Annotated in this window: 26 protein-coding genes; 4 read left to right on the forward strand and 22 right to left on the reverse strand. The window is 71.7% G+C overall.

What is annotated here, in order from left to right; genetic code table 11:
• Positions 1-517: 517 nt before the first annotated feature.
• Entirely contained in the window at positions 518-1,117 is a 600-nt protein-coding gene (locus DN051_RS41665) for a hypothetical protein (protein ID WP_053763244.1), read from the reverse strand.
• Positions 1,118-1,576: 459 nt separating this feature from the next.
• Between DN051_RS41665 and DN051_RS41670 the strand changes: the two genes are divergently transcribed.
• On the forward strand, positions 1,577-2,323 hold the full coding sequence (locus DN051_RS41670; RefSeq protein WP_079001887.1) for a hypothetical protein: 747 nt from the start codon (positions 1,577-1,579) through the stop codon (positions 2,321-2,323).
• A gap of 230 nt (positions 2,324-2,553) precedes the next feature.
• Here DN051_RS41670 and DN051_RS41675 read toward each other — a convergent pair whose 3' ends face one another.
• The 3 genes from DN051_RS41675 to DN051_RS41695 form a co-directional block, all read right to left on the reverse strand.
• The gene (locus DN051_RS41675) at positions 2,554-3,054 is read right to left on the reverse strand and encodes a YfbM family protein (protein WP_053763246.1); all 501 of its coding nucleotides are present in this window, start codon (positions 3,052-3,054) and stop codon (positions 2,554-2,556) included.
• A gap of 649 nt (positions 3,055-3,703) precedes the next feature.
• Complete coding sequence (locus tag DN051_RS41680; RefSeq protein ID WP_112443374.1) at positions 3,704-4,000, reverse strand: hypothetical protein; 297 nt, start codon at positions 3,998-4,000, stop codon at positions 3,704-3,706.
• Between the two features lie 615 nt (positions 4,001-4,615).
• Positions 4,616-4,894 (reverse strand): hypothetical protein, encoded by a 279-nt coding sequence (locus DN051_RS41695; protein WP_053763248.1) that lies wholly within the window; start codon positions 4,892-4,894, stop codon positions 4,616-4,618.
• Between the two features lie 79 nt (positions 4,895-4,973).
• On the opposite strand from DN051_RS41695, the gene DN051_RS41700 reads away from it, so the two are divergent.
• On the forward strand, positions 4,974-5,729 hold the full coding sequence (locus DN051_RS41700) for a GntR family transcriptional regulator (RefSeq protein ID WP_112443013.1): 756 nt from the start codon (positions 4,974-4,976) through the stop codon (positions 5,727-5,729).
• 241 nt (positions 5,730-5,970) lie between these two features.
• On the opposite strand, the gene DN051_RS41705 is transcribed toward DN051_RS41700, so the two are convergent.
• From DN051_RS41705 to DN051_RS41780, 17 genes are all read right to left on the reverse strand, one after another.
• Complete coding sequence (locus DN051_RS41705) at positions 5,971-6,321, reverse strand: hypothetical protein (RefSeq protein WP_112443014.1); 351 nt, start codon at positions 6,319-6,321, stop codon at positions 5,971-5,973.
• A 761-nt stretch (positions 6,322-7,082) separates the two neighbouring features.
• Complete coding sequence (locus DN051_RS41715; protein WP_162625171.1) at positions 7,083-7,964, reverse strand: AraC family transcriptional regulator; 882 nt, start codon at positions 7,962-7,964, stop codon at positions 7,083-7,085.
• A 55-nt stretch (positions 7,965-8,019) separates the two neighbouring features.
• Positions 8,020-8,385 (reverse strand): hypothetical protein, encoded by a 366-nt coding sequence (locus tag DN051_RS41720; RefSeq protein ID WP_053763252.1) that lies wholly within the window; start codon positions 8,383-8,385, stop codon positions 8,020-8,022.
• Positions 8,386-8,536: 151 nt separating this feature from the next.
• Complete coding sequence (locus tag DN051_RS41725; RefSeq protein ID WP_112443016.1) at positions 8,537-9,337, reverse strand: NADase-type glycan-binding domain-containing protein; 801 nt, start codon at positions 9,335-9,337, stop codon at positions 8,537-8,539.
• A 749-nt stretch (positions 9,338-10,086) separates the two neighbouring features.
• Complete coding sequence (locus tag DN051_RS45560; protein WP_162625172.1) at positions 10,087-10,437, reverse strand: hypothetical protein; 351 nt, start codon at positions 10,435-10,437, stop codon at positions 10,087-10,089.
• Positions 10,438-10,881: 444 nt separating this feature from the next.
• Positions 10,882-11,421 (reverse strand): phage tail protein, encoded by a 540-nt coding sequence (locus tag DN051_RS41730; protein ID WP_053762948.1) that lies wholly within the window; start codon positions 11,419-11,421, stop codon positions 10,882-10,884.
• Positions 11,418-13,373: a putative baseplate assembly protein gene (locus tag DN051_RS41735; protein ID WP_281289083.1), complete on the reverse strand. Its 1,956-nt coding sequence runs from the start codon at positions 13,371-13,373 to the stop codon at positions 11,418-11,420. The genes DN051_RS41730 and DN051_RS41735 overlap by 4 nt, the downstream gene beginning before the upstream one ends.
• 3 nt (positions 13,374-13,376) lie before the next feature.
• The gene (locus tag DN051_RS41740; protein WP_053762949.1) at positions 13,377-13,805 is read right to left on the reverse strand and encodes a GPW/gp25 family protein; all 429 of its coding nucleotides are present in this window, start codon (positions 13,803-13,805) and stop codon (positions 13,377-13,379) included.
• Positions 13,806-13,825: 20 nt separating this feature from the next.
• Positions 13,826-15,691: a VgrG-related protein gene (locus DN051_RS41745; protein ID WP_112443017.1), complete on the reverse strand. Its 1,866-nt coding sequence runs from the start codon at positions 15,689-15,691 to the stop codon at positions 13,826-13,828.
• Complete coding sequence (locus DN051_RS41750) at positions 15,688-16,320, reverse strand: CIS tube protein (protein ID WP_053762951.1); 633 nt, start codon at positions 16,318-16,320, stop codon at positions 15,688-15,690. The genes DN051_RS41745 and DN051_RS41750 overlap by 4 nt, the downstream gene beginning before the upstream one ends.
• Positions 16,317-16,919 carry a phage tail protein gene (locus DN051_RS41755; protein ID WP_112443018.1) on the reverse strand — a complete coding sequence of 201 codons (603 nt, stop codon included), beginning with the start codon at positions 16,917-16,919 and terminating at the stop codon, positions 16,317-16,319. Before DN051_RS41755 ends, DN051_RS41750 begins: the two co-directional genes overlap by 4 nt.
• 91 nt (positions 16,920-17,010) lie before the next feature.
• The gene (locus DN051_RS41760) at positions 17,011-17,532 is read right to left on the reverse strand and encodes a phage tail protein (protein WP_053762953.1); all 522 of its coding nucleotides are present in this window, start codon (positions 17,530-17,532) and stop codon (positions 17,011-17,013) included.
• A gap of 41 nt (positions 17,533-17,573) precedes the next feature.
• Entirely contained in the window at positions 17,574-20,603 is a 3,030-nt protein-coding gene (locus tag DN051_RS41765) for a hypothetical protein (protein ID WP_112443019.1), read from the reverse strand.
• Positions 20,604-20,642: 39 nt separating this feature from the next.
• Positions 20,643-20,822 carry a DUF6760 family protein gene (locus DN051_RS47640; RefSeq protein ID WP_420709233.1) on the reverse strand — a complete coding sequence of 60 codons (180 nt, stop codon included), beginning with the start codon at positions 20,820-20,822 and terminating at the stop codon, positions 20,643-20,645.
• Complete coding sequence (locus DN051_RS41770; RefSeq protein ID WP_053762955.1) at positions 20,816-21,217, reverse strand: hypothetical protein; 402 nt, start codon at positions 21,215-21,217, stop codon at positions 20,816-20,818. Before DN051_RS41770 ends, DN051_RS47640 begins: the two co-directional genes overlap by 7 nt.
• Positions 21,214-21,645, reverse strand: coding sequence for a phage tail protein (locus DN051_RS41775; RefSeq protein WP_053762956.1), 432 nt, complete (start codon positions 21,643-21,645; stop codon positions 21,214-21,216). The genes DN051_RS41770 and DN051_RS41775 overlap by 4 nt, the downstream gene beginning before the upstream one ends.
• Before the next feature lie 26 nt (positions 21,646-21,671).
• The gene (locus tag DN051_RS41780) at positions 21,672-23,291 is read right to left on the reverse strand and encodes a phage tail sheath family protein (protein ID WP_053762957.1); all 1,620 of its coding nucleotides are present in this window, start codon (positions 23,289-23,291) and stop codon (positions 21,672-21,674) included.
• A gap of 155 nt (positions 23,292-23,446) precedes the next feature.
• Here DN051_RS41780 and DN051_RS41785 point away from each other — a divergent pair, with 155 nt between their 5' ends.
• Complete coding sequence (locus tag DN051_RS41785; protein WP_159054266.1) at positions 23,447-24,070, forward strand: Pvc16 family protein; 624 nt, start codon at positions 23,447-23,449, stop codon at positions 24,068-24,070.
• Between the two features lie 7 nt (positions 24,071-24,077).
• On the opposite strand, the gene DN051_RS41790 is transcribed toward DN051_RS41785, so the two are convergent.
• Positions 24,078-24,707: a helix-turn-helix transcriptional regulator gene (locus DN051_RS41790; protein WP_053762959.1), complete on the reverse strand. Its 630-nt coding sequence runs from the start codon at positions 24,705-24,707 to the stop codon at positions 24,078-24,080.
• 418 nt (positions 24,708-25,125) lie between these two features.
• On the opposite strand from DN051_RS41790, the gene DN051_RS41795 reads away from it, so the two are divergent.
• The gene (locus tag DN051_RS41795; RefSeq protein WP_112443020.1) at positions 25,126-26,016 is read left to right on the forward strand and encodes a hypothetical protein; all 891 of its coding nucleotides are present in this window, start codon (positions 25,126-25,128) and stop codon (positions 26,014-26,016) included.
• The last annotated feature ends 132 nt before the right edge of the window (positions 26,017-26,148 follow it).

Genomic DNA, 26,148 nt, shown 5'->3' on the forward strand with positions numbered 1-26,148 from the left:
CATTCGGAGTCCCGGGACCCACTGGTCCGGAGACCCCTATCCGGCCATCCCCCTTGGCCGTCGTGTTCTTCGGCGAGAACATCGAACCGGCTCATCTCTGCCACGGAAGCTAACAGCCCCCACTGACAACGCTTTTGTTCCTCTGGGCGGCGCTCCCGGCAGACGTGCCAGAACCGTGTCAGGCAGGCGGGAAGCCACGGGGAACACCGGGGAACTCAGGCCGCACGCTTCAGGCGCCGACATCGTTCCGCCGCAAGTCAGCACGCTTCCCGCCCATGAGGCACACGAGCTTCCCAAGCTGAGAGCGCGAGGCAAAAGGCTGGCCCGCCCTCAGTCTTCCCAAGCCTCTTCGCCACCGGGTCCCACAGTGACAGCGCTGACGCCAGTGCCGATCAGGTATCCCGACTCCGTACAACTCGGGGCAGGCCGGAGCCTCTACCCGACCCGGGGCGGTTCAAAGAGCCCGTCAGCAAGCTGACGGGCTCCCGCGAAAGACCGAGGCTAACCTGCCATCAGGTCAGATCGTCGGTGTCTCATCGACTACCTCTTTGTGCGGTTCGACAATGAACCTCCAGCCATCGCTGGGCTCCATGAACCGCACTCGGGTCGGGTAGATGTCCAAGGCGCGGCGGTCGCGGATCTGGCTGCTCGCGTTCTTCCGCCCCCGGGCCGGCTCCTCGAACAAGTCGACCTTGACATCCGGCACCGTGACGACTTCCTCACTCCAGCGCTGAACGATCCCCGCGCCGAAGGCGTCCCGGGCGGCGGAGTAGAGCGACTCCAGAGATTCCTTGTTGCCGTTGGGCACGAAGAGGGCGAGATTCAGGAGGACGCCGGCATTCTGAAGAACGTCGATTTCTTCCCCTGCCTTGTCGGCAACCCAGATCCCGGGCTCTTCGGCATTGTCCGGGAGGACGCGGATTTCCTGACCGAATATCGTCCTTGCGGTGAAGGACCCTCCCTCAAAATTCTTACCCGGCCCCGTAAGGGAAGCCGGGGCGTAGCAGTCGAGAGGAAGGCCATCCATCTCTGCCGAGACGAAGATTCCGTCCTGGGGACTCAACTCTGAAACCTCTTCGGCCGTAAGACGTCGAGCCGTGACCTTCTCGGTATTCACGCCATTCCCCTTTTTTCGCGGCGTCCTGTGAATTCATTGAACTCTACCACGAAAACGATCACTCAACTCCCGTTCAATTCCCCCTGGGAGAACAGCAGAAGAACCCTCCCACCGTTACCGGCGAAACGTGCCAAATGGCCAATGATGACCAATGACGATCGCTCTGCCACATGTGCACGCCGACTTGACCAGCAAACACCGAGCTCACCAAGATTCCCGGCAAGACCCAGGGCAAGAAGAAGTAGCACGCACTGATCGAGCCCCCTGCCTGCGGGTTTTCCGTCGGTAGGGGGCTTGTCGCTGTGCTGTAGCCGTCTCTGGGCCCTCAACTGCTTGGTTGGGCCGTCACACGGCAGGACCAGATGACTGAGTGATACAGCAGCGGCCTGCTGTAGGACCGCAGACCGAGTAACTGGTCTGGAAGGGCGTGGTGTCGGAAGTCTGGTCTAGGTTTGGCCCGTGACCAGCAGTCGTTCCCATGCCGGGGCGCCCCGCGAGCCTGACTTGCCGCCCTACCAGGTTGTCCTGGCGGAGACCGACTGGGGGTCGCTCCAGACGGCTTTCGGGTCCGGTGAGGACCTTCCCAGGGTTCTGACGCAACTCTTGGAGCCCGATCCCAAGGTCCAGGTCACCACCTTGTGGGAGCTGGGTGAGCTGGTCGGCCATCAGAACACCATTTACGAAGCCACCGCCCCCGCCGTCATGTACGTCGCCGGCATCCTCACCCACCCGGCGGCCATGACACGACGGCCCTATCGCGACGTCCCCATCCGCGCGACGCTGCTGGGCTGGCTGGCCTCCACGCTTCACGACGCCTCCGACGAGATCGTCGCCCGCAACAAGGAGTACTGCCCCGGCTTCCTCGCCCCGGGCACCACTGTGGCGGCCTTCCGGGAGTTGCGGCCCATGCTCTATCGGGCCGTCGCGCCCTTCCTGCGAGACAGCCACGAGGATGTGCTTGAAGCCGCCGTCATCGCCGCGCTTCTCCTCGCCGAACACCCCGCGCTCGCCTGGCACCGTGCTCACCTCGCCGTGCACGCCCGCCGCATCCTGGACGCCAGCAGCGACGACCCCAACCGTCGCGTCGCGTGGAGGGCCCTCGCAGCATGGGGTCACAATCCGCCCGGCCCGGAGCCTCTCTCGGAGGAGGCCGAGGACTGGGGACCGCACAGTGATGGCCGCGGCGATCTCGAACCTCCCTTCTGACCGATACGCGCACGGCACATCTGCGGACCATGGCAGCAGGTGAGCGACACACCGGCTCAAGGTCGCGCGTGCCACATCCGTGCCAGAACGGGCAGGGAACCACGGGGAATGGCGGGGACCAGGCCGTCGATCAGCCAGGCTCCGCGTCCGCTCCGCCGCAAGTCGGCCAAGCAGCCTCACGCCGAGAGCCCGAGCTTCCCAAGCTGAGGTTTCAACGCTGACGTGGCCCGTCAGTCCAGCCAGACGAGCATCGCGTCGTCCGCCCTGGCAGCAGCCTCGAAGAACTGTGTGAGGCCGTCGTAGCAGGGACGCCCCCATTCCAGCGAGCCGGGTTCACCCCATCCGAGGGGATATACCTTGGCGCTGATCAGTTCAGCAGGATCCACGCTGCTGATGAGCTGGGCATAGCTGGTGGCCCGCAGAGCTTCCGCGGCGAGCCGGACGCGCTCAGGCTGCAGGTACCTCGGTGGCCCGTATCCCCAATCCTCATCCTCTGCGAACGGCTCCTCACCATGGATCACGTTAACGGGAAACTCGGCGCGCGCCAGCAGGAAGCGGAGCATGTCCCAGGTCTTGTACGTGCTGAAGTGGCGTGCTTCCGCCGACACAGGCTCCGTCTCCTCCTCCACGTCCTGGACCTCTTCGACGAAATCCAATGCCCAGTCCGGGTCTTGGATCGCTCTGTCCAGCTCAGCAGCCGTGACACGCAGGTATTCACCGATCATGCTCATACCCGGAAGCTAGACGAGGCCACTGACAACGGCGTCGGACCGGCCGTCTCATTCAGCCCTGTTCACGGCTGTTCAGCGAGACCCTGAGCCGTTCCCACACGGCGGCTACCCGCCCCTGGACCCGAGTGAACGCACCCGAACGACACCCACCGCTCCACCACCACAGTCGGAAAGCGTGAGGGGATCTCAAGCGATGCCGGCGGCTTCCCTCACGGAGGATGAGGGGGGTGGGGATCCATGGCCTGCAACATAGTCCCGAGGTGGCTCCCGGGGACCTTTGTGCCCACCCCCCTTGACCGCGGACCTCGAAGGTTCTCTGACCGGTCTCACTCCACCAGGCAACCTAGCAAGCAGCACTGACAACGCTCCGGCGCCAGGAGGACCGACCTACGAGGTCGCCAAGCGGTAGGCCGTCTCAGCTCCCCAGGTTCGGCCAGACAACTTGTAGACCCCCTCGTAGGTCCTGACTGCGGCATCCTCGAGTGCGGGTGCTACGGCGTCGATTTCCGCGGCCACCTCGAGGCCGTGCTTCACGCCCTGCCGAGGAAGAGCGCGCGTGAGCTGCGCGCCCGTTCGAGGGAGAGCTGGGAGTCCCGGACTGTTTCCGGGACTCCCAGCTGCGCTGCACGCGGCTGCCGTTCCGTTGCCGTCAGGAGCGCCCAGGTGCTACCTGGCAGCGGCCGCGGCTGGTCGCCACGCGCAGGACATCGCGTAATGCGCTCGCCAACTGAGTGGCGAGCAAGTTCAGCTCCTCCGGATCCTTGGTCTCGTCGTCGAGTACCTGGCTTGAATGTTCCAGGAGCTGGTACGCCAGCCCGAGTTGGAATGCCTCGATGTGGTCCGCCAGGCGGGATACGTAGCCGCCTGGGTTGTCGGTGCTCAGGTAGCACGGTTTGCCGTCCCGCCCCGCCCATGGGAGCAGCCTGAGTTCGTCGTGTGCCGTCATCCCTGCGTATGCCTCTCGGCGACCTTGGCATTGGACGCCGGCGTGCCACCCGATGCCGAGCCGATCCCCGAGGTAGCCGACGTCGTCTCCGACCGGCCGGGCCGGGGCTGGCCTGATGCCGAGTGGCACGTGCAGTCGCAAGCCTCGTAGATCAAGGGGAGGTCGACCGGGGCCGAGTCCGGAGAGGACTCCGCGCAGGCGCGGTGCGTGCCGATCTGGCAAGCGGTCGAGCGATACGAGGTGGCTGGGGCGTCCGGGCCGCGAGTCTGTTGCTGCGAGGGCATCAGTGAACCCCAGGAGTGTCGACCAGGCGTCGGTCGGCAGGTGGGGAGCGATGACGACCGTCGGGTGCCGTTGTGTGCGCGCTTCTTGCGCCAGTACGTACGGACGGACGAGCGCGGTGTCCTCGCCTCGGAGTGACGGCCGGTGACTCGCCGACCTGTCGCGGGGGGTCTGGCCCAGGACGACCGCCCGCTCGTGAATGCGTGCAGAAGGCGCGGGGGCGATCGGTGGCCGCGACTGAGTCAAGGGGCGGCGGTGCCTGCCCTTGGGGAAGTATCGCGCTCTGGTGAGCGAGGCGGCCTGGCGGATACGGTTGAGCATGCTGGTCAGCTCCTACTGCTGATGGCTCGGTCCCCCGACATCGCCCGTCGCGGGGACCGTTCTGTTGACGACCGCCCAGAGAGTGCGGCTGTTCAGGCTGGTGGCGAGGAGCCCGAACCGATCGGCCTCGGCCACCAGGGCCAGGACCTCCCTCCATGCGTCGGCGGAGAGCGATTCCGGCACCTCGGCTTCGACTGATGTGAACCGGGCGTGTTCCTCCAGGCGTGTGGGAAGCCCGAGGTCGGACAGCCGGGCAGCGATGGCTGCCGCGCGTACTCCCGAAGCGGGCACAGGGCAGCCTCCGTCACCGCCGATCACTTTAAGTGAAGCTAGTTAACTAGGATTAGAGTTAGTGGACTAGATTTTCCATATGCCTGAGCAACCGCCCTACCTCCGCATCGCCGACGAACTCCGGCGGCGGATCGCGGAGCACGAGTGGGAGCCGGGGGACCGGCTTCCCTCGCGCGCCCAGATCGGTCAGGAGTGCGGTGTGGGCGAGAACGTCGTCCGCCGGGCGCAGGAACTACTGATCTCCCAGGGTGTCCTGGAGGGCCGCGCCGGATCGGGTACGTACGTCGCCGAGCCCCGGCAGCGTGTGCGGGTCGTCCGGTCCTCGGCGCGCGAGCAGCCTCAGGGGTCGCCGTTTCGCGCGGACATGAAGGCCGTCGGCAGGCAGGGCGACTGGGAGAGCCGGACCGACGCCAAGGTGCCGGCCCCGGCGGACATCGCGGCGCGGCTGGGTATCGCCGAGGGCGACCTGTGCGTCCGGACGTCGTACGAGTTCCTGGCCGACGGCAGGCCGGTGCAGTTGTCCACGAGCTGGGAGCCCTACGACCTCACCGCCGGCACACTCGTCGTCCTCCCGGAGGGAGGGCCGCACGCCGGGGCGGGTGTCGTGAATCGCATGGCCGCCATCGGCATCACCGTCAGTCATGCGGTGGAGCAACCGGAGCCCAGGCAGGCGACCGCCGAGGAGGCGTCACTGCTCGGCATCCAGAAGGCCGCACTCGTGACGCGCATCCAGCGGACGTACTACAGCGACCAGGGGCGGCCCGTCGAGACGGCGGACATCGTGCTGCCGGCCGCTCACTGCGAGATCGTTTACGAGATCCCGATCAACCGGTAGGCGCAGGCTTTCGAGGGCGGGCTGTGGCACCGCTTCCGGCGCGTCTACGGCCGCCAAGCGGCGTGCACCGTCACCAGCTCAGCGGAGTGTCATGATCAGCTGATGGAAGAAGTGTCCAACTGCGTGACGACGTGGGCGAAAAGCGGCGGGCGAGCGCGAACGTCTGCGGACCATCAGCACAGGTGAGAGACACACGAGCCCAAGGTAGAACTCCCACCCAAGTTGCTTCGGGACGAAGGAGTCAGTCGTCCATGTCTTCTGGACCGATGTCGCGGAAGACAGTCCTGTAGTCACCGCTGCGTACAAGGTCGTCGACGACGTCGACCATCCCGGGAATTCCTCGGTCGCGGACGATCAGCCCGTCCCAGACGTGGAAGTACCTGCCACCCAGGCATTCACCGGTCCGGCGCCAACGGTCCATGACGCGGTGGACATTGTCCAGGGTGCAGATCGTCCCCGACCAGCGTTCCCCGTGGTCGAAGACCACCCACATGTCGACGTCATCGATCTCGTCGAGGGGTACCCCGGCATCGGGGACGAAGCAGATCTCGTAGCCGTCGCGCTGGACGCGGTAGAACGCCCCATCCCACACTGAGATGACTCCCAACAATTCGGCCGCTCAACGCGGATGTCAGCCCACTTGGCCCGGCTCGAACGGGCTGGCCCCCTCCACAGCGGGCCGGTGCTGCGGGTCTACAGCTGCCGGCCGACGCAAGCAGGGCGATCGTAGAGCAGCGCTCAGCACTCCCGCACCGCAGTTTCCCGCACGATCACCCATGGCGAGCGCCCATCCAAGTTGCTCCGGAACAAAGGGGTCCGTGCCCTATGCGTGCCAGTTCGTGCGGGAAACCATGGGGAACACCGGGGAAACCAGTCAGCCGGCCACCAGCGCCGACGCCGCTCCGTGCCAGGTCGGCAGAACAGTCGAGGCCGAAGCTACGAGCTTCCTGAGCTGAGAGCGTTTATAGCCCTGAGTCGCGGATTCGGGCGACTGCATGGCTGTCGGAGCCGACGGCTACCGTCCGACCGTGCTGCTGCCACAACCTGTCGAAGGCGCCGAAGGTCCGTACGACGCCGGCTATCTCCCTCGGTTTGAGGTGACGTTCCACCCTGCCGAGGAACCCATCACTGAGCCCAGCGCCAAGCTGGGCGGTGATGCCGTATGGCTGGGCGAGCCCTGCTGGCCAGTGGACCCCGGCGCGGGGGAGCCAGTGGACTTCATCGGACATGGGCCGTGACCGTCGGGACGACTGCTGGCTCGTCGATGCATTCCGGACGAGCAGGGGTGATCGGTGGTCGGGACAGGGTTGAGGGGCGCGGTGGTGCCTGCCCCTGCTCTCGATCACGTCCGGACTAGCGGCTGCGGTAGTTCTGCGGCGCGACCCCCATGACCGCCTTGAACTGCCGGCTGAACAGGAACGAGTCGGTGTAGCCCAGGGCCGCCGCCACCTGCGCCACCGACCGGTCCGCCTGGTCGAGCAGGAGGGCGGCCCGCTGGATGCGCCGCCGCACGATCCACTCCCGCGGCGGCATGCCGAACGTCCTGCGGAAGACCCTGGTGAAGTAGTCGGGCGAGAGCCCGGCGACCCGGGCCAGATCGGAGACCCGCGGGCGTTCGGCGATGGTGGTGTCGACGTAGTCCTCGATGGCGTGCCGCGCCGATGAACTCAGCGGTCCGCCGTTCGGCCGCCGGCCCGCCCGGCGCAGCAGCGCCGTGAACAGGACGAGCAGCAGTCCGCGGATGTGTTCGTCCCGGTGCGGCAGCGTCGACGGCAGCTCCGCCGCCAGCAGATCGAACGTGCTCCGCAGGTCCCAGGCGTCCTCGACGTACAGCAGCGGACCGAGACAGGCGTCGCCGTCCGGGTCCCCGGTCAGCCGGAAGCCGTGCAGCACCGTCGGCCGGTCGTCCGCGCCGCGCAGCAGGAAGGGGGCGCCGGGGCGGGTCCACAGGACGCTTCCGGCCGTCAGCCGGTGCTGCTCCCGCCCCGCCGACACCGCGCAGGTGCCGCTGACGACGAAGTGCACGAGGTGTTCCGGCAGGCCGCGGGGATGGTCCAGGCGCCATCCGCTCGCCAGCGTGCGCGGCCCGTACAGCGCGGGCGCACGGGTGACCACGCGTTCCGCTCCGATACGGCCGAGCCAGCGGCGGACGGCGTCCTCATCGGGCAACCGTCCGGCACCGGGCGGGTGCGCGCGGGGGACGGCCGTGGTGTGCCGGGTGGCGAGTCTCAGCATGGTTCTTCCCATGCTGGTCATGCGCCGCCGGAACGCACTGGAACTATCTACTAGTTCATGCCCCGGTGCGCGGGGCGGCCGCTCTCCGGGCGGCACGCTCCCGGTCGGCCCGGGCGATGGCGCGGGCGAACTCCGCGCAGAACATCGGGAACCACGAGTGGAACAGCTCCTCGACCGCGGTGCGGTAGTCCTCCGTCCTGGTGCCCTCGGGTTTGCGCAGCGTTCCGCTGAAGCGGACGCATTCCCCGAAGTACCAGGACAGGCAGTCGAGGAAACCGTCCGTGAGCGGGTCGGGCGACGCCGCCAGGGAGTAGCCGCGGTCGACGCGGAACCGCTGCCAGTACTCCTCGAAGTCGGCCACGTGGGACAGTTCCTCGCGCCACGGCTCGGCCACGAGATCCCAAGCGACCGCTGTCTGCATCGGATTCCTCCAAGGGCGGTGGACGTGTGCGGTACGCCGTCGCGCGCCACCACGATGCACCGTCCCCGTTCGGGCGCGCAGCATTGCGGGGGCACTCTCCCGTCCGCCCGCGGATGACCGTACGGTTGCCCGATCGTGCCGCGGCGCACGGTCACGCCAGCAGCGAGAAGAACTCCAGCTCGGCGACGGACACGTCCTTGTTCTTCTCCGAGGCGTACACGTCGGTGACCTCGATCCGCACCGTCTTGATGCCGGTCGCGTCGTCGAGGGAGAACTTCTGCGGCTTGGCGGTGTCCTTCAGTTGCAGGCGCATCTGCTTCTCGTTGGTGAAGGTCAGCATCATCTGACGCGGCCTGCCGTGTTCGGTGAACGCGTCCTGCGCCCCGGCCGTGACGATGAGCTGGTCGAGGCGGACCACGCGGTCGAACTCCACCATCACCACGACCTTCTCCGGTCCGCCCTGGGCCCGTGCGTCGTAGGGGGCGGACCAGTACGTCGCGGTGTTGAGGTCGACGAGGTGCTTCGTGCCGTGACCCTTCACGGAGCGCTCCGCGGTGACCTTCGCGGGCCGCACGGGGGAGTACTGCGACTCCAGCAGGCCCCGGGCCGTCGCCCGGACCTCGGCGGCCTGCTCGTTGACCGTGTTCCGGAACGGCGCCCAGGTGGCGTAGAGCATCATGGACAGGCCGAACACGATGCCCGCGACGATCTTCACCTGGGTCCAGAAGGCGGCGAAGCCCCCGCCGGGCGCGGGCACCGCTTCGCTCTGCTGTCCGTCGACGGTGCCGAGCGCCACGACCCGGGGGCCGCGCCTACGACGCAGCCGGCGCCACCACGGGATCCGGGCCACCTCGGCCTCGCGCAGCTCGTATCCGCACCGCGCGCAGAACCGGCGGGTGGGGGAGTTGCCCTGCCCGCAGTCACCGCAGATCAGGTCGCCGGGGCGGATCACGTTGGTACGGGCGGTGAGCCGGTTCCGCCGGGCGGGGCGGGGCCGCGGCGCCTGCGGCAGGACCGCGTCCGGTTCGTCGTCCAGCAGATCCTCGTCGTCCGCCGACGTGACGGCCGGCAGCGGGGCGATGAGGGCGGCGTCCCGGACGCGGGCGGCCTCCTCGCTGACGGTCGGCAGCGGGATGGTGTCGTCGTGCCGGGGGAAGTCCCGCCCGTCACCGCCGCCGCCCGTCCTGCCCGTCCCGGCCGCGCCGGTACGCCGAGACCGCTCGCCCGCTCCGGCCGCCGGGAGGCCGGTTCCCCCGCTGGTGGGGGGTGCGGGGGTGCTTGCGGCGGGCGTGGGTGCGGGTGGTGCCCCGGTGCCGGGCGGAGGTGCCGGTGGTGCTCCCGCGCCGGGTCGGCGGGGCGGGCCGCCTACGCCCGGTGGGGGCGCGGGAGTTGTCCCCGGGGCGGGCGGGCGTACGGGTGTGCCGCCCGTGCCCGGGCGCGGTCCGTTGCTGGCGCCGGGGGGTGTGGGGGTCCTGGGGCCGGGCTGACGTGGGGACGGGGGTGTTGCCCGGGGACCGGGTGGGCGGACGGGAGCACCGGCGCCGGGGATTCCCGGTGTCCCTGGGCTCGGCGGGCTGCCCGCGCCGGGCGGGGTCGCGCGTGTTGCGCCGAGCCCGGGCGGGCGTGGTGGGCCACCGGCGCTGGGCGGTGGGGATGTTCCGAGACCAGGTGGGCGTGCGGGACCGCCCGGCCGGGGTGCGTTCACGCCGGGTGGGCGTGGCGGGGTGCCACCGGCACCGGGTGGGCGTGGCGGCGTGCCGGTGCCGGGCGCGCGTGGCGTGCCACCGGCGCTGGGTGGTGGTGGTCCTTCGGGGCTTGATGGGCGCGGTGGACCGGGCGGCCGTCGGGCGCTTCCCGTTCCGGGTGGTTGAGGTGTTCCGAGGCCGGGTGGGCTCGGCGGCGCGCCGATGCCGGGTGGGCGTGGCGGGCCACCCGCTCCGGGTGGTGGAGGTCCCCCAGGGCCGGGCGGGCGCGGTGGGCCGGGTGGGCGTGGGGCGCCTCCCGCTCCGGGCGGTGAGGGTGCGCCGAGGCCGGGTGGGCGTGGGACGCCACCGGCACGTGGTGGTGGGGGTGTTCCGAGGCCCGGTGGGAGTGGTGGGCTGCCCAGGCCCGGTGGGCGTGGCGGCATGCCGGCGCCGGGTGGGCGTGGGACGCCACCGGCACCGGGCGGTGGGGGTGCGCCGAGGCCCGGTGGGCGGAGTGGGCTGCCCAGGCCCGGTGGGCGTGGTGGGCCGCCCAAACCGCCCAGGCCGCCCAAGCCGGTCGGGACGTCCACCGGTGCTCCCGTGGCCGGTGGGTTGGTCAGGCGGGCCGTGCCCTGCATCATCCGGCGGAGCAGGGGGACGCGGGGAGGTGTCGAGGTCTCCTCGGCCTCCGCGCGGACCTCCTCCGAGATCTCCGGGGTGACGCGCGAACCCGACCACTCCAGGAACGCGCCGCAGGAGCCGCAGAAGTCGTCGGCGTCGTGGTTGCGGCCCCCGCAGCGGCGACAGACGATCATCCGCGTACCACCTCCGTACGGTAGGGAACGTGCGCCGGCATGCACTGCTGCGTCAGCGAATCCAGATCGACGAAGCCGGTCTCCTCGTCGCTCCGTACCGTCACCCGGACCTCCACGGTCGAGGGCAGGTCCGGGGGGAAGGGCGTACCGGGCGTGCGGGAGGTGAACACACCGCCGGAGTCGACCAGTTGCACCGTGCCCCCGGTCGCCAGCGCGATCCGCTCACGCACCCCGCCGACCGTGCCGCGGTCGCGGTGGCCGGGCAGCGCCCCCGCGGTGGCGGCCCGCTTCCGCGCCTCCGGCCACTTCTCGTCGAGCTGCGTGCCCAGCCGCTCGGCGAGCCACGCGAGCACGTCCTCGGGTGCGAGCCGCGGGTCCAGGTAGGCGTCGAGGCAGTCCAGCGTGCTGATGACCGGGGCGATCACCGTGTCCCAGCCCGCGGTGAGCCGCACCGTGAAGGGGTCCTCCTGGTAGACCGCGGGCAGCAGGTCGACCAGGGAGTACGGGCTGCCGAGCCCGTCGACCGCCGCCCTCACCGCCGCTCCTCGACACGTATGTGGTGGTCGTAGGAGACCACGAGGCTGTTCGGCGGCAGATCGATCCGCCGGCTCTCCTGACCGCGTTCGCCGGTCACCGGGTTGGCCGCGAACAGCCGCACGTCGTCGACGAGATCGACGCCCGGTACCCGCTGGAGGAGCGCGAAGATCTCCCCGACCTGCACCGGACGCCCGAACGGCCATCCCGTGCCGTTCGGCCCGCCGCCCGGCAGCGGGTCGAGGAACCGGTACAGGGCCTCCTCCGCGTCCTTGCGCACCCGGTCGCCGGTCGCCCGGTGATGGGCCGTCATCCGGCAGACCACGGTGACGCCCCGGTACAGCGGCGGCTCGATCATGACCCGGGTGCCCACCAGGCGTACCTCGTCGAGCCGGGCGGCCACCCGATCGAGGGTCTTCCGCGCCGGCACCAGGTGTTCCAGCCGGACGCGTTCACCGGCCGGCGCGGCCGGCACCACCAGGAGCCGTACGGCGCCCGGCTCCCCGTCCGGCATCAGCCGTACGCGGGCCAGTTCGGGCGCCGCCTGCTGGGCCAGCGACTCGAAGTCCTCCGCCGTCACCGCTCGGCTGCTGCTGCGCAGCATCAGCGGGGCGCGCGCCACGGCCTCGGCCAGCGTCTCGCCGTCGGCGCCGCCCCGCCCCGGCGCGCGGTTCTCCACGCCGGCGACGAACGGCAGCGACGACAGCAGCGAGCGGACCGCCCCGGCCGCGACGTTGCCGCGCGCGCCGCCGCCCACCGCGAAGCGGCGCAACCGGACCGCGGCGCCGTCCGGCGGCACCGCCCCGTACCGGCGCAGCGTGCCGTCCGGCTCCCGCACCGCCGGGCCGAGGTGCACCTCGCGGGCCATCGCGTCGAGCACGAAGTGCCGGTCCCGCGGTCCGCTGCCGGCGAAGTCGTCGACGCGCGTCCAGGTCTCCCACTCGGTGTCGTCGCCGCGCGGGGCGATCTCGAGGACCGGTTCGCCGTACGGGGCGAGCACCGGGCCCCGCGGGACGGCGAAGCGCTGACCGGGGACCCCTTCGGCGTCGTCGAGGTACTCCCGGTCGACGACCTCGACGTTCGTCGCCGTGACCGTGACCCCGACGGTCACGGTGCTCAGGCCGTGCACGACCGGGCTGGAGGTGTACCCGGGCAGGCCGTCGGCCGGTTCGACGACCCGCGCGCGCAGCCACGCCGCCGTCCGGCCGCCGAGGACGGCGGTGTCGTGCGCCTCGGGCACATGGACCACGATGTCGCCGGCCCGGTTCAGGCCGCCGGTCCCGTCCGTCGACACGTCGCAGCCGGACCACACGGAGCCGTCCCACGCCTCCCACACCAGCGGCGGCGCGCCGGGATCCACGCCCACCCCGTCGATCCGGCCGTCGAAGCCGACGCGGACCGCGCAGCCCGGTACGGCCTTCTCCAGTCCGAGCAGCAGGGCGTCCCCGTGCCGCGGCGGCGCACCGAACGCGGCGAACGGGACGCGCACCCCCTGCGGTCCGAACTCGCGGTCCAGCGGCCCGTCGTCGTCCGGGCCGTGGGTCAGTACGTGCGTCAGCCGGCCGGGCACCATGGAAGCGTCGTGGTCCGTGCCGAAGGTGACGGCCTCCTCGGTCTCGGTGCGCAGGGTCCCGACGCGGGTTCCGCCGCGGACAACCAGCGGCGCCTCCGTGACGGCGGACGTCGACCAGAACGTCACGGGTGTGCGGGCCGGGGCGGGCGGCACCATCCGCAGCCCGATCAGGTCCAGGAACTTCACGTACAGGCGGTCGGGGACCTGGTTGAGCCGGTGGATGATCTGGTCCGCCATCATCGCGAACGCCTCCAGGAGCGTGCTCCCGGGCTCGGAGGGGTTGTGGTCGGTCCACTCCGGGCAGCGCCGGGCGATCAGCCGGCGGGCCTCGTCCATCAGATCCTGGAAGCGCCGGTCGTCGAGGTCGGGTGTGGGCAGCACGGTCTACTCCCCTTCCGGGTCCCGGTCGGCGGCCGGGACCTCGTCCGGCAGCGAATAGAACGGGAAGACCATGTTCCGGGGGTCGTTGCTTCCCTTGGGCGCGTATGTGATCACGATGTTCACCAGGGTCGGATCGCGTGGATCGGGTTCGGCCCGCACGGCCTGGACGGTGACGCGCGGTTCGCAGGCGGCCAGCGAGGCGGCCACCTCACGGGAAAGGTCGTCGAGGGTGTCCGGGTCGGTGCCGGCGAACACCCAGTCGCGCAGCCGGGATCCGAACGCGGGGAGCATCGGCCGCTCGCCCGGATAGGTCGTCAGGATGAGCTTCATGGACTGCTCCAGCAGCGCCTGTCCGCTCACCGTGCGCAGGGCGCCGCCGGCGCCCGCGCCCAGCGGGAAAGCCCAGCCCGTTCCGATGTGGTCGTTGTGCACGAGCGCCGTCCTCCGGGCAGTCAATTGAGTTCGATCCTGGAGCCCTTGATGGCGACGGTGCCGGCGCTCTCGATGGAGATGGACGTCTGCGCGCGCATGCTGAGGGTGGCTCCGCCGTCGACGTTGACGTGGCCGCCCGCACCGGCCGAGATGTCGACGCTGCCGCCGTCGCCGCAGTCGATGTGGATCCGGCCGGCGGCGGCACCGCTGTCCGGCCGCCCTGGCCGGGAAGTGAGCGTCACCGTTCCCGCGACCTGGTCGACGGCCAGCCCCAGAGCGCCGTTGCCGGTGCCCAGGACGACGGAGGAGACGGTCGCCGGCCGGCCCGCGCCGGCCGGCATCTTGTCGTGGAAGGCGAGCATGTTCCCGGAGGGCGAGACGATGCCGCGCCGTACGACCTCCGCGGTCCGGCCGGTCGCCTCCACCGCCGGGCCGCCCGGCGCGTACGTGCTGGAGTCGCTCAGCACTCCGCCGACCACGTACGGCCGCCGCGGATCGCCGAGTTCGAACCCGAGCAGCACCTGGTCCCCGATCTCGGGCAGCAGCAGGGCTCCGGCCCGCCGGCCGCCGGCCGCCTGTACGACCGGCGCCCAGTCCGTCTCGTGGTCGGGCCCGAGCCAGGGCAGGGCGACCTTGACCCGGCCGATGCCGACCGGGTCGTGCACGTTCGTGACGACCCCGCAGACCATGCCCTGCATGCGCGGCGCCGAGTGCGCGGCGCCCGGTGCCGTGGTCAGCCCGAGGAGGCTGCGGTCCTCCGGGGTGCCCAGGTCCAGGTGGGTGCGGTAACCGCCCTCGGTCAGGTCGAACACGTGCCGGGCGGCGGAGACGGTCCAGGTGCCGGCGAAGGGCCTCGGCGGTCCCGTCACCCGGACCGTGCCGCCCGGCCGCAGCCCCGGATCGCCCCAGGCCGTCGCCTGCGCCTCGGCGAGGCTGCCGGCCAGCCGCTCGGCCGGTCCTTGCAGAGACTCCAGGGACGCGGCGGTGATGGCGGCGCCCGTGGCGGGGGCCGTGTCGGTCACGATCCGTCCCTCGGTGCTGGGGGCGGGTCCCAGCGGGGAGGGGGCGGGCGCCGGCGTCGGCGGCCGGGTGCGGTCGCGCACCGCGTCGAGTGTGCCGGCGACATTCGCGCCGGTCAGCTCCACGGACGGGTCGGCCGCGGTGTCCGCCTGCGTGGACACCGCCCGTGCCCGGAGCGGATCCCACACCCGCATCTCGACCTCGGGCACCAGTGCCGCCGCCGTCACCCGGGGCCGGAACGCCCGGAGGTTGCGCTGGAGTTCCAGCTCGACCGGCGGTGTACCGCGCGCCGGTCCCGGCCGGAAGAAGAAGACCCCGTCCGGGTCGACGCCGAACTCGTAGCCGATCTCCCGGCACCGCCAGCCGAGGAACTCCCAGTCGGTCTGGTTCATCTGGCCCAGATGCGTGTGGGACGTCCGGGTCGGTTCGATCCGTACGTCCCGCAGCCCGGCCTCCCGCGCGATGCGTTCGGCGATGCCGGAGTCGGTCATGTTCACGAACGTCCGGACCCGTGAGGCGCGCTGGAGCCGGTGGCTGGGGTCGTAGGCGCGCACGGTCGTGTGGAGGGACAGGTCGACGTAGTCCCCTTCGAGCGCGGTGACCTCCCCCGCTCCGACCAGGGCCTCGGGCGTCGTACCGGACGGCGAGGTCCACACCTCGACGCGGCTGCCGAGGCCGATGCCCGCCCGTTCGAGAACGTCGGCCCCGGCGTCACGGAACATGATCTCGATCATGGTGGGGGCGTTGCGCCGGCCGTCCACCACGGCGAGCGTCACCTGGTTCTGGAGGTCGTCGTCCAGGGCGACGCCGCCACGGCCCACCCGAATCGAGGCCAGGGGCGCAGGCGGAGCGCCCGCCGTGCTCATCGGTTCCCCTTCTTGAGCAGTGTCCGGGTCGGGTCCGCGTTCGCGTCCGGGGCGGTTCCCGGCGGGAGTCCCGCCGGGCCCCCGTCGGAGGCGACCGCCGGCGCGGTGCCGCCCGTGCCGGCGGGCGCGGGCGTCGCACCGGTGTGGCTCAGCACATGCAGGGTGAGGTTGCGGACCTCCGCCCGGACGGGGCGGCCGCCCCGCGCGAAGCGGGTGTACGTGCAGTCGAAGCGCATCAGCTCGACCTCGTAGTCGAAACCGCTGCCCCTGGTACCCCACTGGAAGCGCAGCCGCTCGCGTTTGCCCTTCTCCTTCGTGCCGTCCGACCGGGTCACCGTGTCCTCCGTGACCCACTCCAGCAGCAGTTCGATCTTGTGCTGGATGTCCTCGCCGGTGAACGTCAGCGTCGACATGACGAGCCGGGTCGATCCCCGGGTGGCGATGGACGACACGATGCTGTGGTCGTCCTTCCTGCCGTCGCGCCCCACCGGGTCGGCCAGGCCCTCGTCGTTGTGGGAGATGGTGATCTCGGTCGGGTTGTACTCGAACGGGAACTCATCGCCCGTGAGGCTGCGCAGCACGGCCCGGCTGACGTTGCGCTGGAGGGAGGAGCCGGTGGACACGGTCACGGCGCCACCCCCACCGGTGCGTCGTGGCGGAGGAAGCCGGTGTGATCGAAGGAGAGCTTCTCCAGCGCCACGGAGTTGCTGCGGGCGTCGAGGTCGGGGCCCGTCCACTCCTTGGGCACGGCGTGCTGGAGCACCCACGCGGTGACGAGCAGCCCCTGATGGTCGAACAGCCGGATCGTCACGTTCTGGCCCGGGTACGCGCCGGCCGTCCCGTTGTCGTACTCGTAGCCGGTCCACTGCGCGGCGACCCGCGCCAGCCACGCCTGGAGCCGGGGCGAGTCGGCCTGCGTCATCATCCGTTCGAGCGTGACGGTGCTGTACTCCACCCGTTCGGGCAGCAGGGTCCGGTCGCAGTACTGGCCGCCCTCGGTGATCTCCTTCGACGTGAACTGGACCTGCAACCCGTGACAGCTGGACCACATACCGAGGTTCGTGTCCGACTCGTCCAGGGAGACATGGAACCGCATCGCCATGCCGGCGCGCGGATACGCGGCGGGGGAGCGCACCGGGCGGGCGTCGAACGCCTCCGAAGGCCCCGGAGCCCAGCCCGGACCCTGTCCCGGACTGCCGGACGTGTGGTTCGCGGGTGCTGTCGTCATACGGTTCCTCGGCGAGTGTGAGGTCCCGGCCGGATGGGCGGCCGGAAGAGGTGGGGCTGCGGCATGGAAGGGTCGCGGCCGGGTGGGCCGGTCAGGAGGCGCGCCGGGGCGGCGGGCCGGGATTGCCCGGCAGGAGGTCGTCGTCGAGGAACCCGGTGTGCACGAGGTCCAGGGTCTCCAGGGCCACGCTCCCGCCGGCCGAGTCGAACGCCTCGATGCCCCAGGCGGCGGGGAAGAACTCCTTCAGCTCCCAGGTGATGGTGGGTTGCCCTTCCCAGTTCACCAGGGAGATCGCGCCGGTCAGCGGCTCGTTGCGGATCGACGTCTCGCTCAGCCACTCCTGCACGATCCGCGAGTCCCGGCACGCGGCCCGGGAGAGCCGGATCTTCTCGTACTGCGGTACGCCGGGGAACACGAGCGGGTGGTTCCAGTGGTCTCCGGAGCGGTACTCGGCGACCTGCCACGAGACGCTGAGCCCCGAGGCGGTGGCCCAGGCGCCCAGTTCGTACCGGGAGCGGTCGATGGCCACGGTGAAGTTGTGGGCCATGCTGACCGCACCGAAGAACGTGTCGTTGTCCATGGCGAGGCCGCCGGCGGCCGGGCTCGTGTCCACAGGTCCTCTCCTCTCGTTGCGTTGTGTCGCGTTCTGTTCCGTCAGGTGCGGGGCACCAGCAGGCCGCTGCGCTCACGGTCGACGACCAGTTCCCGCCGGATGCGGGCCAGGACCCGCTCGTGGAGCCGGCCGGCCAGTGCGTCCAGGACCGCCGGGTCGTCCAGGAACCCGAAGGGGCGCTGCCGCCGGTGGGCGGCCAGCAGGGCGAGCAGTTCGGCCCACTCCTGGGTCCGGTGGAGCGGCACGCATTGCTCGTGCCCGGGGCCGTCGCCGGACCCCCCGGCAGTCGAGGGCCCGGAGGACGCCGGGCCGGAGGGTGATGGGGGCGCGGGCCCGGGACGCCCCTGAGCTGCGAACCCGGGCGGGAGCGTGCCCGTCCATGACGCGTCCGGGGGCCGGACCTCCGGAGGGCCGCCGTCGATGGTCCACGACATTCCGGGTTCCGGGAGCGAGACCGCGTCGTGGCCCACCGCGCGCGCGGACAGCACGTGCGGCAGAACCATGGGCGCGGCGGTGGGTTGCGCCAGGGGCGCGACCGAGGGTGCGCCGAACCAGCGTCGGGCCGCGCGGCTCCGGGCACTGCCGTACCGCCCGGTGAGGAGGTCGTCCGGCGGCGCGGTACCGCCGGCGCCCGCGCTCCACGGCACCGGGTCCATGGTGAACGGCTCCGTGGAGCCCTCCTGCGGGAGCGGAAGGGAGGTTGTCCGGCCGCTGCCGCGCGGGGCCGGGGCCGTGGGGGGCACGGCGTACTCCAGCGCCGGTACTGCCGGTCGGCCGGACGATTCGAGGCTTGGGGACCTGTCGGCGGGATGCGGTACGGGTACGGCCGTGGACCGGAGCACATACGACGCGGCGACCGCCGGGACGGTCGCGGCCACGTCCGGAGCCGTCCCGGACACGTCCGGAGCCGGGAGGCTTACGGGGAACGCACCGGCGAGGGGCGGCGGCGCGTGCTCCGCGGCGGCAGGGCGCGGGCTGCGGGCCGTGCGGACCGGCAACTTGCGCCGGAGCGCGGTGGTTGCGGCGCCGGGGTCGACGGCGGTGCCGGGGGCGGGCGGAGCTGTGTGCAGTGCCGTGTGTGGGGCCGTGCGCGGTGCCATGTGCGGTGCCGGGTCGTGGGTCCACCGCACTACGGGCAGTCCGGCCGCCCTCGCTGGTTCCCCCTCCGAAGCGAGGGCTTCGTCGTCGCCCGCCGACGGAGTTCCCTGCCCGGGATCCCGTTCGGACGTGCGGGTGTACGGCGTGGCACGGCCGTCGGCGTGGGACGTCCCGTCGCGATGTCCACGGGACAGCCGCAGACTCCAGGCGGCCTCCCAACCGGGCTTGGACAGGGACGACTTGGGCCTGGCCGTGGTGGCCGCGGGTCCGGCAGGCGTGCCGGGGTCCGGACCGTCGTCGGGTGTGGCACTCGCCCCGTGAGGCCCCGGCACGGCCGAGTCCGCGGCGGACCGCTCTGCGGGAGACCCGGGGACGGCACTGGCTCCGGGGGAGTGCGGCGGTGCGAGTACGCCGGTGGGACCGGTGACGTCGGCGGGGACGGTGGGCAGGTCGGTTCCCGGGGTGCCCGGGATCCCGGGTGCTTCGAGGGCGGGGGCGGGTTCGGTGGGTGTGTCTGCAACAACCAACTCACCTGAATCAAGGTCGAGTTGGTTGTCCGGGGCGGAAGGCTGGGGTGCCGAGGGCAGGCCTGGCGCGCCGGGGGCGGAGGCGACATCCGGTGCTTGGGGAGCGTGGGCCGAAGGCGCTGCGTGTGGTGTCGGCGCGGGCTCGTGGAACGGGGAGGGCCCGTTCGCCGCGGCGGGCAGGCCCGGTGAGGTCGGCGCCGTGGCGCGTTCGTACCCCTGGGGGTGCCGGCGCGGTCGGCGCGGTACCAACGGCCGGGTCCCGTCGGCACCGGCACCGGCACCGGCCGGAACCGACGCCCCGCCGGGGATCCGGCCCCGTGCGGCACCGGGCATCGGTGCCTGTGCCGCGCCCGGGATCCCGCCTTGCACCGCACCGGGCACTCCGCCTCGTACCGCACCGGGCCCCGCGTCCGGTATTCGACCCCGTACGCCGCCCGGCAGTCGGCCGCCCATGGCATCCGGTGTCCCGGCTCCCGCGTCACCCCGCGACGGGCTCTCAGTTGCCGCGGTGGCCATGTGCCTGCGGGCCTGGACGTAGGACGGCAGCTCGTCGTCGGCCGTGACCTGCGGGAGGAGCCAGTCGGGGCGGTACGCGTCCAGCGCCCGTTCGAAGTCCGAGCGGGTCCGCACCGGCGGCGGTGTGACCGGCCGCGGCGTCCCCACGCGGTCGTCGGTCGCGTGGGTCAGGGCGGGGCGCCCACCGCTCGTTGCGGTCCGTGCGGCGGACAGACGACGGACGGCCATGACCGGCAGCCCCGAACCCTCCGCCCGCGCGGCCTGCCGAGCGGCACCCGCTTCTCCGGCCGCCAGGCTCGATGCCGCGCCCGCGCCCGCACCGGAATGCGTACTCGCCCTCGCAACACCCGTACAGGCACTCGCACTCGCGCCCACGACCCGCGCATCACGCACCACGCCCCGCACCCGGCCCTCGGGCATGCCAGGCGTACCGGGAGTGCCGGGAGTGCCGGCCGTCCCGCGCAGACCGTCCGTCACCCGGGGCGTGGCCGGTACGGACGCACCCCGCACAGCGCCCCCGCCCGCTGTCCCGTAAGCCGACTCCGGCTCCCGGCCGCCCTGCTCAGCGCGTCCCGCCGCCCGGGCCGTCGGTGCCGGGGCGGCCGGGAAGGTGCCGCGTACCGCCCCGACCAGGGCGTCGGCGCGGCCGGCCGGTACGGGCGGCAGTCCGGTGTTCCCGTACGGTGCGCGGACGCCGAACCGGCCGGGGGCGGTGGACGGAACCAGGTGGATCAGCGGCCGTGTCCCCGCGCGGGCGACCGAGTCCCGGCCCAGCGCGGCCACGGTCCAGGGCGCGGCCGTGGGGCGCAGCCGGGGCAGCCGTCGCCACGCCGTGATGTCGCTGTCGCGCCGGTCGGCCGTCCGGGCCGCCGTCCAGGCCGAGTGCCACGCACGCAGCCAGGCACGCGGGTGCTTCCACGACCACTGCACGGGTCGCCTCCTTTCGGCAGGACCGGCTCCGGACGTCGCTCAGTCGTCGTCCGGGCCGTCGTCGGGTGCGGAGATGCGCTTGTTGATCCGACCGATCTCCTCGATCACCCGCTGTCGGGCCGGGTGCTCCAGGTCGAGGACCGAGTCGGCGGACCAGTGGAGGTAGTAGGCGACGTAGACGACCTCCTCCCAGAGTCGGTCGGCCGTGTACGTCAGGATTCCCCCGGCGCCTCACCCGCCACGTCGACGAGGAAGAGGTGCTCGCAGGACGGGCAGGTGACCTCGGCCTCGGTGCGTCCCTCCTGGTTGATCCGCCGGTAGAGGTCCTGGAGGAACGCCAGGTCGGAGGCGAAGAGGTTCTCGACGGTGTGCGTGGTCACGTCGGTGACGTCGCCGAGCCGGGTCACGGTGCGGCTCAGCAGCAGCACCGTCAGATAGGCGGCGTTCTCCCGCACCTTGGGATCCGCCTGGGGCGCGATCTCGTCCCGGGCGGTGGCGAGCCGCATCAGGCCCTCGCGGTGCACCCGGCCCTGCGGATCGACGTAGCCGCGGGGCAGGACGAAGGGGTACTCGGTCGGCATGGTCGCGCCGGTCACCTGCTCGGACCGGCTCATATGGGCAGTACTTCCTCGCAGGTGAAGGTGACCGTCTCCAGCACGATCTCGGACATGCCGGCTTTCAGGTTGCCGACCTCGATCTTGCTCGGCCACGCGTTGATCAGGCGGAAGGTGGCCTGCGGCTGGCCGCTGGCGTTCTGGAGCTCCAGCGTTCCCGTCATCCGGGCCCCGGGGTTCCCGGCGATGACCATGGTGTGCCACGCGAGGAGGTGGGCGGTCCCGTCGACACCGCGCTTGAGGGTGACGGTCGGCGGCTTGGTCTTGCCGAACTGCTTGGTGTGGACGATCGCGCCGGTCCGCGCGTCGGCCGCGATGTACTCCGTGGGCTCCACCTCGCTGGTGATGCCGCTGAGTTCGGAGAAGTAGGACGGCGCCATCTGGTCGAAACTCACCACGAAGCGTGCGGCGGATATGGCCTGGGGCATGCCTGGAATCATGGTCTGGTCGCCTTCTACTTGTCGGTGTCAGCGCCGGGGGTGTACTGCGAGAGCCGGAACACGACGAACTCGGCCGGCTTGACCGGCGCGATGCCGATGTCGATGGTGAGCACGCCGGCGTCCCGGTTCTCCGGGGGGTTGTTCTCCTCGTCGCAGCGCACGAAGAACGCCTCCGCCGGGCTCCGGCCGAACAGCGCCCCGCTGCGCCACACCCGGGTGAGGAAGGCGGTGACGGTGCGGCTGACGCCTTCCCACAGGTAGCGGTCGTTGGGTTCGAACACGACCCAGTTCGTGCCGTCGAGAATCGACTTCTCGACGTAGTTGAACAGGCGGCGCACATTGATGTACCGCCACTCGGGGTCGCTGGAGAGCGTGCGGGCGCCCCAGATGCGCACCCCCTGACCCGGGAAGGTCCGCAGGCAGTTGACGCCGATCGGGTTGAGGATGCTCTGCTCGCCCTTGGTCACGGCCAGCGCCGGGGACAGCACGCCGCGCATCACCTCGTTGGCGGGGGCCTTGTGCACTCCGCGCGTGGCGTCGTTGCGGGCCCACACGCCCGCGATGTGTCCGCTCGGCGGCACGGTCTCGGCCCGCTTCTCCACCGGGTCCATGACCTTCACCCAGGGCCAGTACAGGCCGGCGTACTTGGAGTCGAAGCCGGAGTACTCCTGGCGCCAGTCGCGCACCTGCTGGGCGTTGAGTCCGGGCAGCGGGTCGAGGATGGCGACCCGGTCGCCCATCGACTCGCAGTGGGCGACCAGCGCCAGCTGCACGGCCTTGACGCCCTCGGCGTCGATGGCGCCCCTGCGGTAGGCCGACATCAGGTCGGGAGCGGCGACCATGGTGATGTCGTCGACGGCTTCCAGACCCGCGAGACCGGTACGGGCCGCGGTGTCCCCGATGTAGAGGCCGGGGGACGGCCGCGCCGGGGCCCGCACCGGGGCGCCCTGCGCCACCACGGACACGGTGGCGGGTGCGGCCGGGGCGAGCGTGACCCGGGTGCCCTTGGCGGGGCGGGCGAGCGTGGCGCCCTTGACCTCCTCCAGCGTGATCAGGGCGGACTTCTTCAGTACCGTGCCGATGAAGGCGGGGCCGCGCTTGGCGGAGACGTTGTCGTACTCCTCCTCGACCTTGCCGTCGCGGCGCACCACCAGCTTGAAGGTGTCCTCGTCGCCGGCGTCGCCGGGATCCTCGACCTCCACGGTGACCGGTGAGGTGCCGTGGGCGGCGCCCGGTGCGAGCCCCACGGTCAGCGCGGGCCTGCCGCCCGCCGCGGCCAGCTGCCCGCGGACCGGGCCGGCAGTCCCGGCGTTCTCTCGCGGCCCGTCCTGGGGCAGTTCGGCCGGGGCGGCGTCCGCGTCCGCGTCGGTTCCGGTGCCCAGGCTGACGATGTACGCGTTGCCGCCGCCGTTGAGGAAGTAGCCGTAGACGCTGTGCGGCAGGTACGCGTCGGCCGTGAACTCACCGAACACATTGGTGAAGTGGGTCCAGCTCGTCACCAGCACCGCTTCGTTGAGGGGTCCCCTCGCGGTGAAGCCGATGAACGCGGCGGTGGCGGTTCCGACACCTTGGATCGGCTTGATACCCGAGGACGTCTCCTCCACGAAGACGCCCGGAGTCAGATAGTTCGGCACACGCTCCTCGCTTTCTGTGCGATGTCTCACGTTTTCATTCGGCCGAATACGGGTGGGAGAGCGATCAGCCACACGCGCGGACATCTCTTCCTGCCCCATGGGGAATCCGTCCGGCCGTGGCCGGCCCCGGGATCCGCCGCGACGATGAGGCGGTGATGGATTCCGTGACGCTGTCGCTGGAGGCGTGGCTGCGCCGGTGCGTGCCCGACGCCGCGCTCTCCTGCGAGGAGGCCGGACCCGACGACGCCGGAGCCGACGCGACCGGTGTCGTCCTGCGGGTCTGCCTCTACGACGTGCGGGAGGAGGACCGCAGCCGCGGCGGCCGTATGTTCTTGCGCGATGCCGCGGACGCGCCGGTCAGCGCCCGTATGGAGCCGGTGCGCATCCTCCAGTACTCGTACCGGCTGACCGCCCACGGCCCGCGCTGGTCGGCCCGGCAGCGTGTCCTCGGCCAGGTCATCACGGCCGGGGCGGCCACGCCGTGTCTGCCGGACGACACCGTCGACGCCTCGTTCTCCGGGTTCGGCACCGGTGCGCTGCCCCTGGTGGTGGCCCCCGCCGCACCGGTGCCGTTCCCGCAGGCCGTGTCCGACGCGCCGCCGCCGTGGCCGGTGCTGCACGTCGTCGTGATGGCACCGCTCCGGCCGCCCGCCGACACCGCGCTCGCGCCCGCGCCGGACCGGGTCGACCTCGGAGCGCGCCGGTCCGGCTCGCCCGGCGGCGGCACCCGGCGCACGGTGCCCCGGCAGCGCCCGCGTATCGAGGAGCAGGGCCGCTGAGGCCGCGTCAGATGAGACCCTCCCGTATCGCGTAGGCCACGGCGTGCGACCGGTTGCGCAGCTGGAACCGGTGAGTGACGTCGTGCAGCACGTTCTTGACGGTCCGCTCCGAGTACGACAGCCGCTGGGCGATCTCCCGGGTGTCGAGGCCGGCGGCGACCAGTCGCAGGACGTCGCTCTCCCGGTCGGTGAGGCCGTTGAATCTCAGTCCGCGCGGCGCCAGGATCTGCTGCTGCACCTGCGACACCTGCTTGAGCAGCCGTCCCAGTAAGTCCGGCGGTACGACACCTGCGCCGCGGTGCACGGACTCGATGACCTGCACCAGACGGTCGGCGGTGGCCTCGCGCCGGCGCACCAGCCCGGCGATCCCCGATTCGACGGCGAGCATCAGACCCGCGTCGTCCAGTTCGGACACCACGGCGATGACCTGCTGCATGCCCTTGCCCCGGACCGTCCGCAGCAGGGTCAGCGCCTCGTCGTTCATCTCGTCGGCGACGATGAGCGCGACCGTGCCGGGGGTGGTCTGGCCGCCGTCCGTGATCCAGATCTCGGCCCGGGTCTTGAGCGCGGCCACGATGCCCGCTTCGGAGATCGGGTCCGATGTCCTGACGTGAACGAAGATGCGATCCGGTGGCATGGGGTCCGTTCCTCGTGGTTCCGGCCGCCGGGTGCCCTCACGTACCGGCCCCGTGCGGACTCCAGTTCGATGCCTGCCCGAACAGCCTCCCCCTCGGGTCAGGGTGAAGCCATGGCCGCTGTCGGCTACTTCATGGACCGAACCGGTGTTACCGCGCGTACACGGCCTGCGCGGATGCCGCACCGCGCCCCGGGTCCTCCCCGCGCGGCCCGCGCGGGGCTGCCCGGACGGCCGTTCGTGGCTGCCCGTGCGGCCGGCGCCCGCCGCCGGGGCGGCGCGAAAGGGCAGCCGGGCATGCCGCGATGCCCTCCCGTGCGCGTACCCCGCCCGCTTTCCCGTCCGCGGCGGCCTGCCGGGACGCGAGGATGCGGACGAACCGCCGCCCGGGCGGGCCGAGGGACAGGGAGGTGACCGGGCGATGCCGAGCGCACGGGACGCCGTCCACGACGGTGTGCTGCGGGCCGTGGACAGCGCGATCGAACGGGCCTGGGAGACGGACCGGTTCGCGCTCGAGGGGGGCCTGCGCGCGGCGCTGGCCGAGGAGACCGGACTGCCGCACGGCGACGCGGTGCGGAGTGTGTTCCAGCGGTACGGCCCGGTCCTGGCCGGTCTCGTGGTCCGCTACACGGGTCCGGGCCCCGGTCGGCTCCCGGACGCCGCGGTGCGCGAGGAGGCGGCCGCCGCCCTGCACGAGACCGTCGCCGCCCTGATGAGGGACCTGACGGAGGTGTTCCCGTGGCTCGCGGGCCGGGCGGACCCGGCCGACGACTACGAGTCCCCGGCCGTGCACGAGTCCGTCCACGAGGTCCCCCACGTCGTGCTGACCAAGGGTCCCGCCGCGGCACGGCCCGTGTTCGTGGAGGCGGACGGTGGAGTGGGGGCGCGCGACCGGTCACCGGGCTCCGCCGCCCGGCGCCGGGCGCAGCGCGCCGAACGTGCTCTGGACGGGGCCCGGCGCACCATCGACGACCTCGACTGGGTGTCCGTGGACGAGTGGAACGAGACGCAGCTCGCCCGGCTCCGGATCGACGAGCGGATGGCCGTCCTGTGGGTCGAGGACCCGGGCCGGATCGTCGTCGGCCGGGACAACCCCGCCCACCCCTTCCTCGCCGAGCTGACCGGCGTCCCCGGCGCGGGTGTCCACGCGGGGTCCGTGCAGCGCCTGCCCGACACAGGGGCGCTGCGGCGGACACGCGCCGTACGGATCACGGGGCTGCCGACGGAGGTGACCGGTGCGGTGGGCGCCGAGTTCGCGGTGCACCGGTTCCGTACGTCCTTCGCCCCTCCGACGCGGTGGGACCGACCGTGATCCACCCCTCATGCTGACTGGCAGGTCAATCAACAGCAGGTGAGGGTCGATGCGCCCGGAAGAGGACGTGGGTGAGCGGTCAGGTGTCCAGGAGCAGCGCGGTGAACAGCGGAAACAAAGCTCCTCCGGCTG

It is taken from the genome of Streptomyces cadmiisoli (assembly GCF_003261055.1).
Lineage (GTDB): Bacteria > Actinomycetota > Actinomycetes > Streptomycetales > Streptomycetaceae > Streptomyces > Streptomyces cadmiisoli.